At 69.6% G+C, this 14,951-nt stretch carries 13 protein-coding genes and 1 pseudogene; 1 reads left to right on the forward strand and 13 read right to left on the reverse strand.

Annotated elements, in window-relative coordinates; translation table 11 throughout:
• Positions 1 to 57: 57 nt before the first annotated feature.
• From ACFYVR_RS14300 to ACFYVR_RS14325, 6 genes and pseudogenes are all read right to left on the reverse strand, one after another.
• A complete protein-coding gene (locus ACFYVR_RS14300; protein WP_387474095.1) occupies positions 58 to 699 on the reverse strand; it encodes a TetR/AcrR family transcriptional regulator in 642 nt (213 codons plus the stop codon).
• Between the two features lie 15 nt (positions 700 to 714).
• Positions 715 to 1,383 carry a TetR/AcrR family transcriptional regulator gene (locus ACFYVR_RS14305; RefSeq protein WP_387474097.1) on the reverse strand — a complete coding sequence of 223 codons (669 nt, stop codon included), beginning with the start codon at positions 1,381 to 1,383 and terminating at the stop codon, positions 715 to 717.
• Positions 1,384 to 1,556: 173 nt separating this feature from the next.
• Positions 1,557 to 2,837: a cytochrome P450 gene (locus ACFYVR_RS14310; RefSeq protein ID WP_387474099.1), complete on the reverse strand. Its 1,281-nt coding sequence runs from the start codon at positions 2,835 to 2,837 to the stop codon at positions 1,557 to 1,559.
• Positions 2,838 to 2,883: 46 nt separating this feature from the next.
• Positions 2,884 to 3,105, reverse strand: coding sequence for a ferredoxin (locus tag ACFYVR_RS14315; protein WP_387474101.1), 222 nt, complete (start codon positions 3,103 to 3,105; stop codon positions 2,884 to 2,886).
• A 338-nt stretch (positions 3,106 to 3,443) separates the two neighbouring features.
• Positions 3,444 to 3,645: pseudogene (locus tag ACFYVR_RS14320) on the reverse strand (rhodanese-like domain-containing protein); the annotation flags it as partial.
• A gap of 146 nt (positions 3,646 to 3,791) precedes the next feature.
• A complete protein-coding gene (locus ACFYVR_RS14325) occupies positions 3,792 to 3,944 on the reverse strand; it encodes a hypothetical protein (RefSeq protein WP_387474231.1) in 153 nt (50 codons plus the stop codon).
• Positions 3,945 to 4,199: 255 nt separating this feature from the next.
• On the opposite strand from ACFYVR_RS14325, the gene ACFYVR_RS14330 reads away from it, so the two are divergent.
• Positions 4,200 to 5,657 carry a CHAD domain-containing protein gene (locus tag ACFYVR_RS14330; RefSeq protein ID WP_387474103.1) on the forward strand — a complete coding sequence of 486 codons (1,458 nt, stop codon included), beginning with the start codon at positions 4,200 to 4,202 and terminating at the stop codon, positions 5,655 to 5,657.
• 476 nt (positions 5,658 to 6,133) lie between these two features.
• Here the strand turns inward: ACFYVR_RS14330 and ACFYVR_RS14335 are convergent, their stop codons facing one another.
• The 7 genes from ACFYVR_RS14335 to ACFYVR_RS14365 form a co-directional block, all read right to left on the reverse strand.
• Complete coding sequence (locus tag ACFYVR_RS14335) at positions 6,134 to 7,495, reverse strand: MFS transporter (protein ID WP_387474105.1); 1,362 nt, start codon at positions 7,493 to 7,495, stop codon at positions 6,134 to 6,136.
• A gap of 161 nt (positions 7,496 to 7,656) precedes the next feature.
• Complete coding sequence (locus tag ACFYVR_RS14340) at positions 7,657 to 8,916, reverse strand: hypothetical protein (protein ID WP_387474107.1); 1,260 nt, start codon at positions 8,914 to 8,916, stop codon at positions 7,657 to 7,659.
• 106 nt (positions 8,917 to 9,022) lie between these two features.
• Positions 9,023 to 11,431, reverse strand: a complete 2,409-nt coding sequence (locus tag ACFYVR_RS14345; RefSeq protein WP_387474108.1) for a CaiB/BaiF CoA transferase family protein — start codon at positions 11,429 to 11,431, stop codon at positions 9,023 to 9,025.
• 26 nt (positions 11,432 to 11,457) lie between these two features.
• A complete protein-coding gene (locus ACFYVR_RS14350; protein WP_387474110.1) occupies positions 11,458 to 12,897 on the reverse strand; it encodes an aldehyde dehydrogenase in 1,440 nt (479 codons plus the stop codon).
• 23 nt (positions 12,898 to 12,920) lie between these two features.
• Entirely contained in the window at positions 12,921 to 14,105 is a 1,185-nt protein-coding gene (locus tag ACFYVR_RS14355; protein ID WP_387474112.1) for a transporter, read from the reverse strand.
• Positions 14,102 to 14,548 (reverse strand): Zn-ribbon domain-containing OB-fold protein, encoded by a 447-nt coding sequence (locus ACFYVR_RS14360; RefSeq protein ID WP_387474114.1) that lies wholly within the window; start codon positions 14,546 to 14,548, stop codon positions 14,102 to 14,104. The genes ACFYVR_RS14355 and ACFYVR_RS14360 overlap by 4 nt, the downstream gene beginning before the upstream one ends.
• Entirely contained in the window at positions 14,545 to 14,859 is a 315-nt protein-coding gene (locus ACFYVR_RS14365; protein WP_387474116.1) for a hypothetical protein, read from the reverse strand. The genes ACFYVR_RS14360 and ACFYVR_RS14365 overlap by 4 nt, the downstream gene beginning before the upstream one ends.
• Positions 14,860 to 14,951 lie beyond the last annotated feature (92 nt).

Below are 14,951 nucleotides of genomic sequence, written 5' to 3' on the forward strand. Positions count from 1 at the left end.
CGACAACAGCAGCCGACCGTACGCCGCATCGAGCGGCGTCGACGGAAAGGGCGAGCGTCAGCCGAACGGAGAAGCCGGGTCTTCGGCGGACGGGTCGGTGACGATTCCGGGCAGCAGAAGCCGGGTCAGGAAGCCGCGCAGGTCTGGGTCGCTCGCAGCACCGAAGTCCATGCGCCCCACCAGAATGAGCTCGACGAGAACGATCCAGTCGGTGATCTCACGGGTCGTCGCCCCGGGCCGGATCTCGCCGCGGTGCCGGGCGGCGTCGATCACCGGCGACCACATCTCGTGCGTCAGATCGGCGGCGAGTTCGGAACTGCCGGCCAGCGGGGCGCCCCACCCCAGGTGCTCCGGACCGACGATCAAGCGGATGAGCGGGTCCTTGCGGCCGAGGTCGACGAGGTGGACGAGGCCCTCGACGAGTTGCTCGGCGACCGTCTCGTAGCGCGTCAGGAACTCGCGGGTCTCGTCGAAGAGCCGTCGCGACCGCACCTCGATGAGTGCCGTGACGAGGGCGTCGCGGTCCCGGAAATACCTGTACAGCGTGGGCCGCGAGACCCCGGCCTCCCGGGCGATGTCGTCCATAGTCGACTTCAGTACCCCGTACCGCTGGAACGTCGATTCCGCGGCGGCGAGGATCTGCCCGCGAGCGACGCTCGCGTCCACACTGAGAACGCCCACCGCGCGTCGTCGCGCCATCTGCATCTCCTCGAATCAGGCCGGATCGTCGACCACGCCGGATGGCCTGCCTGCGCCCGCCTCCGCGCCGGCGAGCACTGTGCCGTCCACGATGGCGGGCAACAGGAATCGCGTCAGCATGCGACGGTGCTCGGGATCGTCCTCGCTACCGAAATCCTTGCGCCCCATGAGAATCAGCTGCACCATCGTGATCCAGTCGCAGATGTCCTCGGTCGTGGTCCCCGGCCGGATCTCGCTCCGCTTACGCGCCTCGTCGATCAGCGGGGACCACATCTCGGTGGTGAGGCGCGCAGCCAGTCCCGAGCTGCCGAGCAGGGCCGTGGCCGTGTCCATGTGCTCGGGGCTGACGATCAGCTGCATGATCGGGTCACGTCGACCGCGGTCCACCAGGAAGACGAGCCCGTCGACGACCTGTTCGCCGAACGTCGGGCGCTGCCGGAGGTAGGCCCGGGCCTTGCCGAACAGCCGACGCGATCGAGCCTCCACCATCGCCGAGAGCACCGCATCACGGTCCCCGAAGTAGCGGTAGATCGTCGGCCTCGACACGCCGACCTCCTGGGCGATGTCGCCCATCGTGGTCTTGACCACTCCGTAGCGCTGGATCACGGCCTCGGCCGCAGTGAGGATCTTGGCCCGCGCATCATCTGCGTCGTCCCCCAGGACGCCGACGCGCCTGCGCGCCATTCGACCCTCCACTTCACCGATCCCACTCGCCATCCGGCCAGAAGAGCCTAACAAGCATTGCCCCTGGTCTCGCCGCGTGGCCTGCCACGGCACGGCTTCTCTCGAGCCGGGGACTCCCGGCGTGACCGCACCCCTGTTCGGTCACGCCGGCAGCAGTGGGATCGCGCGGTCCCTCAGCGCGACGACTCCACATTCCGGACCGGGCGGACCGCCCTCACCCCTTCCGGCGTGAACCGGATCGGGAGACGGACACATCCCCGGACCTGGCTGCCGTGCAGGATCGGCGGGTCCCCGTCGACCAGGCGGTAGTCCGGAATCCGGCGGTGCAGCTCCTCGAGGGCGATCGACAGCTCGATCCGGGCGAGGTGCGAACCCAGGCAACGGTGTGCACCCGACCCGAACGACAGGTGCAGGTTCGGGTGCCGATCGAGCTCGAGCTCGTTCGGATCCTCGAACTCGTCCTCGTCCCGGTTGGCCGAGCACAGCATGAGGATCAGCTGGTCGCCCTCCTTGATGTGCACGCCACCGAGTTCGACGTCCCGCGTCGCACGCCGACCGGGAACGACCGCCGCCTCGATCCGAAGGATCTCCTCGACCGCGCTCGAGACCAGATCGTCGTTGTCGATCAGTTCCGCACGCTGCTGGGGGTTGTTGTACAGGTGGATGATGCTCCAGGCCAGCGAGCCCTGCACGGTGTGCAACCCGGCGATCAGGAGCAGGAAGAACATCCGGTTGAGTTCCTCGTCGGTCAGCAACCGCGTGCCGTCCTCCAGCTCCACCTCGGTATGGATGAGCGTCGAGGTGATGTCGTCACCGGGGTTGGCCCGGCGCTCGTCGACGATCTTCTGGAAGTAGGTGAGCATCCCGAGTCCGGCCTCGGCGCGCGCCTGCATCGACTCTTCCTCGCTGGCACCGGGTTTCCCGGTGAGAACGATGTCCGTCGCCTCGGTGAACATCGGCGCGTCCGCGACCGGCCAGTCCATCAGGGCGAGGAACACCCGCGTCGGCAGCTCGTGTGCGAACTCGCTGATGAACTCCGCCTCGCCCTTCGCAGCGAAGCCGTCGATCAGCTCGCCCACGAGATCGCGGATCTGACCGGCGAGCGCCTTCATGCGGTTCGGCGAGAACAGGGGCTGCAGCGCGAGCCGGTAGCCGGTGTGCTCAGGCGGGTCGAGCTCGATGGGGATGAACTTGCCCATGCCGCCGGGGCCGGTGACGAGGTTGTTCGGGTAGCTCGAGAAGGTCTCCGGGTCCCGGAGAACCTCGTGAATCTCCTTGTAGCGGGTCACGATCCAGTGCCCGCCGTGCGCGGTCGAGTACACGACCGGGCCCTTGCCTGCGAGATCGGCCACTCTCTCCTGAATCGTGTCGACCGGCTGGGTGAGTCCCGGATCGTAGATGTCGAAGTCGACGACGAGATCGGACGGCGCATCGTCCACGGTTGTGGTGGTCATGTCTTTCCTTCCTCGAAAACCTTGAAGTTCTGTCTGTTTCGGAAGATCACACTGGTTCGACGGTGAGCGCCCGCTCCGGGCACACGAGGACCGCGGCCCGGGCCGACTCGACGTCGGCGTCCGTCCCGAGCGGATCGCGGCGGACCACGGGATCCCCCTGGTCGTCGCAGTCGAGTACGTCGGGCGAACGTCCGTAGCAGAGGCCGTGCCCGGCACAGGCGGTGCGGTCGACGGCCAACCGGACTGTCGACGTGCCGTTGGGATTCATCGGAGCTCCTTGCGGGAAGGGAGTGCGTGGCCGGCCGCGGACAACTGCCACCGCGGGCGCTGATGGAACATCGCCCGAGCGGGCGACGACGAAGACCCCGACCGGAAGACGATGCTCCGCCCCCGGCGTGTGATCGACGTTACAGTTACTGACAACTGACGTCAATCGATATTTGTCAGTAGTTCGCAGAGTTGCCTGCCCCAGAACGCACAGAGCTCCCCGGAAGAATGTCGCCCCGGGGAGCTCGGTCGGCTGAAACCGCTGGCTGTCGGCGCATACGACAGTGGGGGCGAACCCTCACGGTCCACCCCCACTGCTGCGTGGTGCAGCCCTTCCGGTCAGCCGACCTCGAGCGGCAACGACTCGTCGGAAACCCACTCGTTCATCGATCGTCGTCACGGCGACGTCGTCGCGGCCCAGTCTGGCGAGCTGGAAGGCGAGGAAGGTCGCCGCGATGCCGCCACCGCAGTAGGTGACCACCGACTTGTCCTCGTCGAGCGCGCCCGCCTCGGCGAACAGCGGCCGCACCAGGTCGAGGCCCCTCGGACCGGATCCGCCCGGTCACAACATGCGAGCTACGGGTCAGGTCAAATCGCCTGATCGGACCACGCGCCCCGGACGCGCGCCGGTGTCCTGCTCCGGACAGGCACGAACCACGCTGTCCGCCAACGAGAATTGCATGCCATTCAGTTCGGTACGAGAGGAAGTCGCCGGACCCCCTGGGACCCGACGGTGTCGCGGATCCCGCTGACGTTCTCGTAGGCCTGCACGACAACCAGCGTCACGACGCCGTCGCTCTCCCGGGAACAGTCGAACAGGTGGAACGGTTCGGTGGTCATCCGGGACCTGATGGAGGTGACTGTCGCGCCGACGGCGCACCGACCAACCCGGGCATCAGCCGATGACCTGGGAGCGGGTTTCGACCGTGACCGGTGTCGGGCAGGAGGCGACGGGTTGCCGGTCCGGTGCGAGCCGATGCTGTTCACGTTGCCGACAGTGTTCGCCCGGTGTCCTTGCGGGGTACCCCAGGAGCGTGCGGACCGCCGGGACGGCCGGCGGCGCGGAAGACCTTGTGGGTGAGGCGGGAGACGATCATGCTCGAGGCGCAGCTGGAGAGAGAAGACAAGTACGAGGTCGACGACGATTTCGCGGTCCCGGACTTCGTGAAGACGCTGCCGGCCGGTGGCCGGGTCGAGCAGGCGACGGCCAACCTGGACAGCGTGTACTACGACACCGACGATCAGGATCTGTTCGGTCAGGGTGTGACGCTGCGCCGACGGTCCGGCGGGACCGACGCCGGTTGGCATCTGAAGGTGCCCGCGGACAAGGCCCGCACCGAGCTCCGGCTTCCCGTCGACGACGCCGACGGGATCCCGGCGGAGTTGACGAATCTGGTCGCGGGCGTGGCCCTGGGCAAACCCCTGCGTCCGGTGGCGACGATCTCGACCGTCCGAGGCACGTACCGCCTCGTCGACGAGCACGGCATCCTGCTGGCCGAGGTGGCCGATGATCGGGTGCAGGCCACCGCGGTCGCGGACAGCGCACGGACCGGTCGGTGGCGTGAGGTCGAGGTCGAGCTGGGAGAGGGCGGCGACGAGAAGCTGCTGAAGCGGATCGGCAAGAGCCTCACCCGTGGCACTGCCCGTCCGTCGGTGTGGGGGTCGAAACTCGGCCGGGCCCTGTCCACCGATCCCGCCCCGGCTGTCATCCGAGCGGACGACACGGGGCGGACGGTGTTGCTCGCCTACCTCGACGCCCAGGTCGAAGCGATCGTCGCCGGTGACGTGTGGCTGCGGCGGGGGCTGGACCCGATCCACTCCACCCGGGTGGGTATTCGGCGGTTCCGCAGCACCCTGAGGGTGTTCCAGGACCTGTTCGATCCCGGTCGGCAGGCGGCGCTCGATGACGAATTGAAGTGGTATGCGGGCATTCTCGGTGAGGTGCGGGACCGGCAGGTGCAGCGGGAACGGTTCGCGGGCGCGGTCGCGGAGCTGCCGGTCGAGCTGCTGATGGGGCCGGTCGCGGCGCGGATCGAGAACGATCTGCTCGCCGAGCAACTGCGGTGTCACGATGCCGTGATGGCCACCCTGGTCAGTGCCCGCTACCGGGAGCTCGTGGCGAGCCTGGCGCGGTGGCGCATCGCACCACCGTTCGCGGACGAGGGTCCGGTGGGCGAGAAGGCGATCACGGGGGCGGCGCGGAAGGCGCGGCGCAAGGCGAAGAAGCGACTGGCCACCGCGGTCGCCACCGCCGACGACGCCCGGCTGCACCGGGCCCGCAAGGCCGCGAAGCGGGCCCGGTACGCCGCCGAGCTCGGGGCACCGGTGATCGGGCGGAAGAACGCGAAGAAGAAGGTGAAGAAGTACAAGAAGATTCAACGGGTGCTCGGTGAACACCAGGACAGCGTGGTGGCCACCGGGACCCTACGCATGCTCGGTGCCCGGGCCGGCAGCACACCGGGGGAGAACGGGTTCGCCTTCGGGCTGCTCTACGCCCTCGAACAACAGAACGCGGAGAACGCCCGCGCCGACGCCGCCCGATTGGTCACCTGACACGATCAGGAACCGGTGCGTCCTGGGTGTCTGTGCGGCCGCTGCGGGAGGCGGGCCGAACGGGCCACCGGTTCAGCGCGGGTTTGCCCCGCGCGCGCCACCCTGGCGAGCTTCGATGGCCTCGACGGATTTGCGGAGTTCCTTCCCGAGGACACGGGTGCCGAACAGTGCGAGCACGGCCGCGAGCAGTCGTCCCCGCAGGTTCTTGCCGTCGCGGCACGCAACGCTGTTGCACTGGCCGACCTGCTGCGCACAAGCGCGTACCCGCCCTGTCCGGGCTGACGACCCACGTGACACTCAGGCAACCTCGAGGACGGTCTCGATCTGACGCGGCGACTGTGGTCATTTCCGGCCGACGGCGCTCCACAGGATGGTGCTATTCACTCCTCGATTCTCTCAACCGAACGGCTGCGCCGGGGACCCGCTCGTTCGGGTCCCCGGCGTCCAGGCGTGGTCGAAGTGCCCATGCGGTGGCGTCAGGCCGGCACCCGCACCTCGTCGCGGCTTCGTGCGTCCTCCGACTCCGCCCGTGTCCGGGACACCGCGGCCGCAACCAGGCCGAGAAGTGCGATGCCGCAGAGCAGCAGGCTCAGCCAGACGGTGGTGTCGTGGAAGGCCAGGGGAACCGCGACCACCGGCACGATCGCGGCGCCGAGCGCGTTGCCGGTCTCCCGGCCGAGGCCGAGGCCGCTGAAGGCGTGCCGGGTCTCGAACAGTTCGGTGACGTACGCGCCCATCGGACCGAAGATCGACGCGACGCCGATCCCGTTGCCCAATGCCAGGACGAGCCAGAACATCGCGGCGGAACCGTGATTGGACAGCAGCCAGAACGCGGGCCACGCGAACGCCGCGCTGTACGCGAAGCCGAACAGGATGATCGGCCGGCGTCCCAGCCGGTCCGACAACCCACCGAACAGCGGGATCAGCAGCGCGTTGGTGACCTGCGCGACGATCAGGCCGATGAGGATGTCCGTTTTGCCCAGCCCCAGCTGGTTCCCGCCGAACGTCCCCATGAACACGATGTAGAAGTAGCCGATGCCGGTCATGCCGATCGCCATCACCATCACCGCGAGCAGCGCCCGGGGCTGCTGGCGGATCACGTCACGCACCGGCGTGCGAGCGGTCTTGCGTGAATCCTCGATCCGCTGGAACTTCGGCGTCTCCGGCAACGATCGCCGCAGCCACAGCCCGTAGGCGAGGATCACACCGCTGAGCAGGAACGGGATTCGCCACCCCCAGTCGAGGAACGCCTCCTTGGACATGATGCTGGACACCAGGAGCAGCGCACTGGTGCCGAGCACACCGCCGAGCGCCGAACCCATGCCGGGCAGCGAACCAAGCAGCCCGCGCTTGCGTTCCGGCGCGAACTCGACGGCGACGAGCGTCGCTCCCCCGTACTCGGCGCTCGCGCCGATCCCCTGCACCATCCGGAGGATCACCAGCAGCAGCGGAGCCAGCCAGCCGATCTGCGCATAACTCGGCAGGAGCCCGACGAGCATGGTCGCGGACCCCATCAACACCAGGGTGAGCACCAGAATCCTCTTGCGGCCGTACCGGTCTCCGAGGCTGCCGAGAACCACACCACCCACCGGACGAACCAGGAAGCCGACCGCGAAGGTGCCCACCGCCTGGAGCGTGCCGAGCAACGGACTCGACCCGCCGAAGAAGACACTGGCGAAGACCACCGAGGCGGCCGAGGCGTAGAGGCTGAAGTCGTAGTACTCGAGCAGTGTTCCGACGAACGCCGCGCGGCTGGCGCGTTTCGACTCGGCGGACGATCTCGTCCCCTCTGCGGGTGGCGACGCCGGTTCGGCGGGTGACGGCTTGGACTCGGTCATGCACACCTCGTCGTGTGTGGGCCGGGCGGAGAGCGCCCGGAGCGGCCTGTGATGCACGACACGCTAACCGATAGTCTTTAGGTTTGTCTACCGAACGGCTCGCTGACCGAAATCGGCCAAATGCATGCATTGACCACGTATTTCGTGTGCAGGCCGGCAATCTAGCCCTGGCAGGCCGGGCTTCCCGGGAACGCGGGCACGCCGAACCGGCACCCGACGTCGGTGACCGCGTTCAGCCGCTCGACGGGGTTCCGGTGCTGCAGGGCGGGCAGCAGCCCGTCCACGAGCAGCGCGGACTTGTTCTCCGGCACCAGGGAATCGGCATCGAGAGTGCCACGGACGCGGGCGAATTCGATGAGCTCGTCGTAGACCGTCGACAGTGCCGCCGCGGTGGTCCGGTCCTCCGGATCGAGCGAGGCGAAGTCGACACCGGTCTCGTATTCGTGACGGACGGCGTGGGGACCCTGATCGCAGGTCGGTGTGTTCAGGTCGATGCGGAACTCCGGCCGCTCCGGTGACGGCGCGGTGACCGTGCCGGCGTCGGTGCACGCGTGGTGGGAAATCCGGTCGGCGAGCGCGTGAATGTAGATGCCGATCCTGGCGTTCCACGACTGCGGCCCCACCCAGGAGTCGAACTGCGACGACAGCACGCCACCGGAGATGACCTGCTGCCCAGTCACATTGGTGAACGGAATGGCGATCGGGGTCTCCACACTGTACGTGCCGTTGATCGGTGTGGGCTGCGGGTCGTCGAAACACTCGGTGCCGGTGGCGTAGTCGCCGGCGGCCGTGCGGTTGGTGAAGCCTCCGGTGCACAGCGGGGCGCCGCTGCCGGGGCCGGCCATCGCCCACGTCCGCACATGGGTGAGCATCACCTCGTGGGCGGGATCGTCCACGTCGGGACGCAACCCGTCGGGCTCGGGGTCGCGTGGCCCGCGCATCGTCGGCAGGAAGTGGAACAGGAACCCGCCCGTCGCGAAATGGGTCCGCACGAGGCCACTGATGTCCGCGGTGGTCAGGGCGGCGGCGTCGGCAACCGGCTCACCGTCGACGTCACGTGGGGCGAAGGTACCGAGGTCGGTCGCCTCGTCGTAGGCCGCGATCCAGTAGGCGTCGCGCTCGGAGAAGCCGACGGTGCGGGCGATGATGTACGTCGAGTCGGAGTGCACGAGGCTGCGCCCGCCGAGGGGCTGACGCAGCGTGTACCCGTAGCGGACGAACGCCTCGAGGCCGCACAGCGCCCCGTTCGGGTCGTCGAGCGGGCACGGAGGCGGCAGGGGTGCGCAGCTGTGCGGTGGCGCGCCGCCGGGCGTGTAGCAGATGTCCTCGGCGAAACCGTGCGCCTGTGGCGGCGCGAGGGCGAACGTCGCGCCGACCAACGTCAGCATCACCGTGGCCAATCTCCGAATGTGTCCATTCATCGACGAGCGCCTCTCCGGTCGCCAGCGTTCGTCCACCGTAACACCGGTGCCACACCGGCGAGGGCGGTTTCCGCAGGTCGTGCCGCTGCACCCGTCGTCCCGCGAGCTACCCGGCCGCCACCTCCCGTGCCAGAGCCGGATCGCCGACGGGCGGTTGCAGCACCCCGGAGCGCACCAGCTCGTCGATCTCGGCGTCGTCGAGGCCGAGGAGTTCGGCGCAGATCTGTCGGGTCTGTTCCCCGGCGAGCGGCGCCTGCAGGGCCGGCGGGTCGGCGATCTCACCGAACACCGCGACGCGGGCGGTGGCGGGCAGGTCCGCCGGCAGCAGCTCGTGCCCGATCGTCGTGTAGGTGCGTCGCGCGGTCAGGTGCGGGTCGGTGAGCAGCTGCGGCAGCCTCAGCATCGCCCCGGCGGGCACACCGGCCGCCTGCAGCGTGGCCGCCGCCTCCTGCGGGTCACGATCGCGCAGCCACCCCGCTACGACGGCGTCCGCCTCGGCGCGGTACGCGATCCGCTGCGGCGCGGTGGCGAACCTGCTGTCCCCCACCAGGTCCGGTCGATCGAGGACGTCGCACAGCGCCGCCCACTCCTCGTCGTCTCGGACGGTGACGACGCACCACTCGTCGTCGCCTGCGCACGGGTACACCCCGCTCGGCGCCGCGTACGGGTCGCTGTTCCCGGGAACGGTGACCGTCCCCGGCCGCAGGCCCTCGGTGACGAGCTGCACCCCGAGCTGCACCAGCGCCGTATCGGCCTGGGCCACTTCGAGGTTGGTGCCGCGACCGGTCCGGCGGCGGTCGACCAGCGCCGCGAGGACAGCGATCGCCGCGACGTGAGCGGCGATGTGGTCCGGGTAGACGGTCTGCCCGTCGCACAGCAGTTCCGCGTTGTCCGGGTACCGCCACAGCGCCGACACCCCGCACGACGCGCGCACCAGGGGGCCGTAGCCGAGCCGGGTGCGCCACGGCCCGGTGCTGCCGAACGAACTGGACTCCGACACCACGATCCGCGGGTTGATCTCCGCGAGGCTCTCGTAGGAGAAGCCCATCGACGCCAGGGTTCCCGGCTTGAAGTTGGCGAGCACGACGTCGGCGTCGGCGACGAGGCGCCGGAACAGATCGGCGCCCTCCGAGCTGCGCAGGTCGATCCCGAGGCTGCGCTTGTTGCGGTGGCCCCACGCGACCGACGCCGCCAGCGCCGCACCGCGTTTGGACTGGCGCAGCCCGTCCGGGAAGTTCGCGTTCTCGATCTTGATCACGTCGGCGCCGTAATCCGCGAACTGGCGGCTGAGCTCGGCACCGAAGACGATCACGCCGAGGTCGAGCACCCGCAGCCCGGCCAGCGGCGTGTCCGACGGGTTCCCCGTAGCGGCGACGGTGTCCCGCGGTGCAAACGTCAGATCGTTGTGCTCGCCGGGTTGCGGTGCCCGCGTGCGGATCCCGGCCCGCTCGCCACCGACGCTGACGTAGCCCGACGGCACCCGGGCCAGCAGGCCGGGCGCGATCTCCGTGTCGACGAGCGAACCGGACTCCGCGAAGTGCTCGGTGCCGAGAACCTCGGACAGGGTGTGGACCCCGCCGACCGGGACGCCCCGGCGCGCGCCCTCCGCCACCAGCTCGGCCTGAGTGTGCGTCGAGAACAGCTCCTCGATCAGGGGATGCAGGATGTCCGCGTCGGCGAACCGGGCAGGGATGGTGTCGTACTTCGGGTCCGCGAACTCCTCCGGCTCGCCGAGCCAGGTGAACATGCCGCGCCACTGCCGCTTGGCGAGCAGACAGATCCGGACGTGGCCGTCCTTGCAGGGGAAGACAGGGTAGAAGTTGGCGGCGTTCGGCCGGCCTCGCGGGAAGTCCTCGGACCGTCCCGCCGCCGCGGATCCCTGGGCCCCGAAGCCCGGGTCGAAGCCGTGCACGATCGCCTCGAACGCGGACAGGTCGACGGTGTCGCCGCGCCCGCTGGCGAGCCGGCGGTGGTACGCCAGCAGCGCGGCCCACGCGACGTGGGCGCCGACGGACTCCTCGACCAGACCGGCCGGAGGCAGCAGCGGCGCGGCGCCGGGCGCCCCGGACCGGGACAGGACGCCGGAGAGTCCGTACAGCACCGGCTCGGTGGCGATCCAGTCCCGGTACGGCCCGGTCCGACCGAAACCGGTGACCGACAGCCACACCAGTTCCGGTGCCACGGCGCGGATCTCGTCCGGACCGACGCCGCGCTCGGCGAGCCACCCGGGCCGGTGCGACTCGATCAGGATGTCCGCCCCGACGGCGAGGTCCCGCAGCCGGGCCCGGCCTGCGTCGGTGTCCAGGTCGAGGGTGATGCCGAGTTTGTTGGCGTTGCGCAGCGCGAACGGGATGCTGACGCCGTCGACGACCGGTTGGGTTGCCCGCGAGCGTGATCCACCGGGGAGTTCGATGCGGATCACCTCGGCGCCGAGGTCGGCGAGGTAGCGGCCACCGGATTCGCCGAGGCCGTCGGTGAGGTCCAGGACGCGGACGCCGTGCAGCGGAAGAGTCATCGACATGCTCCGTTCGAGCGGGGTTTCTAGCGGAAGTAGACGGATTTCGCGCTGTAGTACGGCGCGAGGCCCTCGGGTCCCAGTTCGCGGCCGAGCCCGGACGCCTTGACGCCTCCGAAGGGCGCCGCGAGGTCGAGGAGGTAGTGGTTCACGCCGACCGTGCCGCTGTGGATGCGGTCGGCGATCGCGAGGCCGCGGTCCTCGTCGGTGGTCCACACGGTGCCGCCGAGGCCGTACTCGGAGTCGTTGGCGATCGCGATCGCCTCGTCCTCGTCGCCGTAGGGGGTGATGGTCAGGACCGGGCCGAAGATCTCCTCCTGCGCGATGCGCGCGGCGTTGTCGACACCCTCGAAGACGGTCGGTGCGACGTACCAGCCCGCGGGCTGGTCGGCGGGTGCGCCGCCGCCGGTGGTGACGCGGTACCCGTCGCCACGGCCCGATTCGATGTAGCCGAGCACCCGCTCGCGCTGGGCAGCGCTGACCAGCGGACCGATCTGCGTGGCCCTGTCGAGCGGGTCACCGATCCGCAGGGCGCGCACCGTCTCGGTGACCGCGTCGACGACCTCGGTGTACCGGCTGCGGGGCGCGAGGATCCGGGTGCTGGCGTGGCACGTCTGGCCGTTGTTCACCAGCGACACCTCGAGCAGGTTCGCGGCGAACACGTCGAGGTCGGCGTCCGCCGCGACGATGGCGGCGGACTTGCCGCCCAGTTCCAGGGTGACGGGACGCAGCAGCCGCCCGCAGACCTCGCCGATGGCGCGGCCCGCCGGGGTGGAGCCGGTGAACGCCACCTTGTCCACACCCGGATGCTCCACGAGATACGCACTGACCTCGCGGCCCGCGGGCACCACGTTCAGCACACCGGCCGGCAGCCCCGCCTCGACTGCCGCGTCCGCAAACACGAAGGCGTCCAGCGCGGTTTCCGGCGCCGGCTTGAGCACGACCGTGCACCCGGCGGCGAGCGCGGGCGCGATCTTCATCGCCGCCAGGGACTGCGGGTAGTTCCACGGGGTGATCGCGGCGACGACCCCGACCGGCTCGCGGCGCACCACCGTCCGACCGCCGAGGGCCGTCGGACGTACGTCCTCCGACTCCTGCGAGCGGATCAGGTCGGCGTAGTACTTCAGCATCAGCCCCGGGGCGTAGCCGTTGACGCCGACCGACAGGGCGACGGGCATGCCGTTCTCGCGGCTGGTGAGCACCGCGGTCTGCTTGGCACGCGCCTTCAGTGCGGCCGCGAACCGGTCGAGGTGGTCGGCGCGCTCGGAGGCGCTCAGTGCTCGCCAGGACACCAGGGCCCGGCGGGCGGCCGCGACCGCGGCGTCGACGTCGGCGTTCTGCGCGAGCGCGGTGGTGCCGAGCACCTTCTCGGTCGCGGCCTCGATCACGTCGTAGGTGGAATCGCTTGTCGGGATTACCCACTCGCCGTCGACGAACAGGGTGCGCCGGTCCAGGGTGATGTCCATGTCGGTCCTTGTCGGTGGGTCTTCTACAGGGTGTCTTCGTGGCCGAACAGCGTCGAGCTGACGACCGGCGCCATCGGACCGCCGATGAACAGCGACGTGCGCGCTCCCACAACGGGGTTGGTGGAGGTGCCGCGGATCTGCCGGACCGCCTCGACGGCGAGGCCCATGCCGTTGACGAACGAGTCGGCGATGTTGCCGCCGCTGGTGTTGACGGGCAGCTTGCCGACGCCCGCCGTCAGGTTGTCGACGGTGAGGACCCCACCCGCGGCGGGGCCGGTGGGCACGAGCCCGTGGTCGATGAGGGCCGCGACGGCCGGTCCGCTGAAGTTCTCGTAGACCTGCACGACATCCACGTCGTCCGGGCCGAGACGCGCTGCGGTCCAGAGCCGTTCGGCAACACCGGGGCGTCCCGAACGGCCCGCGAACCCGGCGGTGGTGTAGAGGTCGTCGTTGTCGATGATCGACGAGTAGCCGCCGGGGGCACCCTGCGCGCCGGCGAGCACGTAGGCGGCGTCGGGGCGCATGCTCTTCGCCCGCTCGGCGGAGACCAGGACCAGCGCCACGGCACCGTCGCTCTCCCGCGAGCAGTCGAACAGGTGGAACGGTTCGGTGATCATCCGGGAGGCGTCGTACGTCGCCTCGTCGAGCGGCCTGCCGTAGCCGGCGGCGGTGGGGTTGTTCTGCGCGTGCCGGTACGCGGCGAGCACCAGTGCCCGCATCGCCTCGCGGGGCACCCCGTCGTGCTCGAGCAGCCGCTGCGTGCGCAGGGCACACACCTGTGCGGGCGACCCGACGCCGTGCGCGAGGTAGTGCGGTCCGTAGAAGTACTTGGCGTACCCGAGGCGTCCGGTGTCCTCCTGTGCCATCGAGCGGTAGACGACGACGCACTCCGCCTGGCCCGCGGCGATCGCGACGGAGGCGTTGTTGACGGCGGCGGCGACGGTGCCGCCGCCCCCACCCCACATCATGTTCGACCAGCGCACGTCGTCGACGCCGAGGGCGCCGCCGATGATCGCGCCGTCGTGTCCGCCGCCCGCGTAGGAGACGAAGCCGTCGAGCTCGCGCGGGGAGATGCCCGCGTCGGTGCACGCGGCGACGATGGCCTCGAGCGTCATCCGCAGCTCGCCGTGCGGCGCCTCACCGCGCTTGTAGTGCAACTCGGAGACACCGACGACGGCGGCCGCTCCACGCATCGAGATCCCGGTCATGCCTGTGCTCCTTCGCGTCGACGCCACCGCAGCAGCGGCCATGTCGCGCCCTCGTCGAGTTCGATGTGCCCGACCACCGGGTCGCCGATCCGGATGTCCGTGTCGTCTCCGGTGAGAATGCCGAGGACCCTGCGGTTTCCGGCTCCCGGGAGTTCGACGAGGACCGTGACGTAGGGAACCCGGTCGGCGAGTTCGGTGATGAACGGGTAGTGGCTGCGCGCCCAGCTGTACACGGTGCCGACCGCCTCGACTGTCTCCCATCCGGGGTCGAAGGTGTGGCAGTGGCCGCAGATCCACTGCGGGCCCCAGATCCACTCGGCGCAGCTCCCGCAGCGCTGCAGCCGCAGTTCGCCGGCGAGCAGGCCGTCCCAGTACGGCTGGTCGAGCCCGTCTACGGCTGGGCCCCACGGGAATTCGCGTACAGTTGCAGCGTCGGCGCTCATGCGGACGCCCCGGGCACCGGGAAGTTCTCCAGCGCCGCGGCCTTCCACTGCCCGTCGCGGAGCTCCCAGATCGACCGGAGCCCGATGACACCCTCGGGGGTGTCGTAGACCGTCTCGCCGATCTGCCGGTCGCCCTCGAGACGCACGTCCTTTATCTCGAAGGCGTTGACGGTGCCGCGCGGTACCGAGACTCCGTCGAAGACGGCAGGGATGTTCTCCCGCACCATGTCGGCGATGGCCGCCTTCATGTTTCCGGACACGACGTACCCCACGTGACGCTCGTACAACGTCCGAAAGTCTTCTGCCGACATTCGATTCTCCTTGATCCACGGGCGCCCTGGGCGCCGGCTCGGCGCGCTGCGCCGGTCTGCGATTTACCTTATGCCTTTAGGTATTGGTGCGT

This window comes from Rhodococcus sp. NPDC003318, from assembly GCF_042879035.1.
Taxonomy (GTDB): Bacteria; Actinomycetota; Actinomycetes; order Mycobacteriales; family Mycobacteriaceae; genus Rhodococcus_G.

Bases quoted from the DNA above. Each gene is read 5' to 3' on its own strand.
- ACFYVR_RS14335 (WP_387474105.1), bottom strand. From the start codon at position 7,495: ATGACCGAGTCCAAGCCGTCACCCGCCGAACCGGCGTCGCCACCCGCA.
- ACFYVR_RS14330 (WP_387474103.1), top strand. From the start codon at position 4,200: ATGCTCGAGGCGCAGCTGGAGAGAGAAGACAAGTACGAGGTCGACGAC.
- ACFYVR_RS14310 (WP_387474099.1), bottom strand. From the start codon at position 2,837: ATGACCACCACAACCGTGGACGATGCGCCGTCCGATCTCGTCGTCGAC.
- ACFYVR_RS14345 (WP_387474108.1), bottom strand. From the start codon at position 11,431: ATGACTCTTCCGCTGCACGGCGTCCGCGTCCTGGACCTCACCGACGGC.
- ACFYVR_RS14350 (WP_387474110.1), bottom strand. From the start codon at position 12,897: ATGGACATCACCCTGGACCGGCGCACCCTGTTCGTCGACGGCGAGTGG.
- ACFYVR_RS14365 (WP_387474116.1), bottom strand. From the start codon at position 14,859: ATGTCGGCAGAAGACTTTCGGACGTTGTACGAGCGTCACGTGGGGTAC.
- ACFYVR_RS14315 (WP_387474101.1), bottom strand. From the start codon at position 3,105: ATGAATCCCAACGGCACGTCGACAGTCCGGTTGGCCGTCGACCGCACC.
- ACFYVR_RS14360 (WP_387474114.1), bottom strand. From the start codon at position 14,548: ATGAGCGCCGACGCTGCAACTGTACGCGAATTCCCGTGGGGCCCAGCC.
- ACFYVR_RS14305 (WP_387474097.1), bottom strand. From the start codon at position 1,383: ATGGCGCGCAGGCGCGTCGGCGTCCTGGGGGACGACGCAGATGATGCG.
- ACFYVR_RS14325 (WP_387474231.1), bottom strand. From the start codon at position 3,944: ATGACCACCGAACCGTTCCACCTGTTCGACTGTTCCCGGGAGAGCGAC.
- ACFYVR_RS14340 (WP_387474107.1), bottom strand. From the start codon at position 8,916: ATGAATGGACACATTCGGAGATTGGCCACGGTGATGCTGACGTTGGTC.
- ACFYVR_RS14300 (WP_387474095.1), bottom strand. From the start codon at position 699: ATGGCGCGACGACGCGCGGTGGGCGTTCTCAGTGTGGACGCGAGCGTC.
- ACFYVR_RS14355 (WP_387474112.1), bottom strand. From the start codon at position 14,105: ATGACCGGGATCTCGATGCGTGGAGCGGCCGCCGTCGTCGGTGTCTCC.